The organism is Myxococcus sp. AM011 (assembly GCF_013372595.1).
GTDB lineage: Bacteria > Myxococcota > Myxococcia > Myxococcales > Myxococcaceae > Myxococcus > Myxococcus eversor.
The window spans coordinates 1-801 of record NZ_JABXEM010000588.1; the positions used below are offsets into that span (position 1 = coordinate 1).

Consider the following 801-nt stretch of genomic DNA (forward strand, 5'->3'; position numbering starts at 1 on the left):
CTCCGGGCAGGCGCCGGGCGTTGATTTCGAAGTCCTCGCGGGAGACGGTGCGCGTCAGGGCCCGGAGGCTCTCAGGGGCGAGCAGCTTCGCGGAGGCCACCGTCTGCCTGTCTGCGCCGCCGGAGGCAGGGGCGGCGTTGCTGACAGCCACCTGCACCGCGTGGCCGTGAGCGTCCCGGAAGCTGCCCTCCAACACGACGAGGCGGCCCGCGTCCACGTTGCCGGCCGCGCCGCCGCCCGTCTTGTACACGACCGCCACGGTGCCAACGGGCGGCAGGCCGTTGACCCCATTGCCGAAGCGGATGGTGGCCTTGTCCCCCTGGTCCACGCTGACGAGGACGTGGGCGTCGGAGGCGCGAGAGTTGAGGAAGGTGTCCACCTCGCTGAAGGCGCCCTGGGCGGTGGACACGCGGGCGGAGCCGTCGAGGTAGGGGGCGAAGTCCAGGTGCGCCTCGAAGTCAGCGAGGCCGCGGGCGTCGAAGAGCTGGGTGTGCGTCTTCGAGTTCTCAACCACCGCGAGGATGCGCGGCGGGTTGGCGCCGGCCGGAATGGTGACGGACGAGAGGAGCTGGAAGCGGACGGCCTCCGTCACTTCCTGGGTGCGGACGACGGTTCCAGCGGGGAAGGTGACGGTGGCTGCGGGAGGTTGGGCCAAGCGCAGCTCCACCTCGGCAGTGGCCGCCTGGGCGCCGTGAAGCCGGTAGCCCAGCATGCGCGCCAGGGCGATGACGTTGCGGCGCTGGGTGGCCGTGGCGAGGCGCGACTCACGGGCGAGGTTGTCCTGGTAGAAGCTGAGGACGT

Annotated in this window: 1 pseudogene; it reads right to left on the minus strand. The window is 71.5% G+C overall.

The features are described from left to right. Positions 1 to 801, minus strand: a pseudogene (locus tag HUW62_RS50245) (t4-like baseplate wedge); the annotation flags it as partial.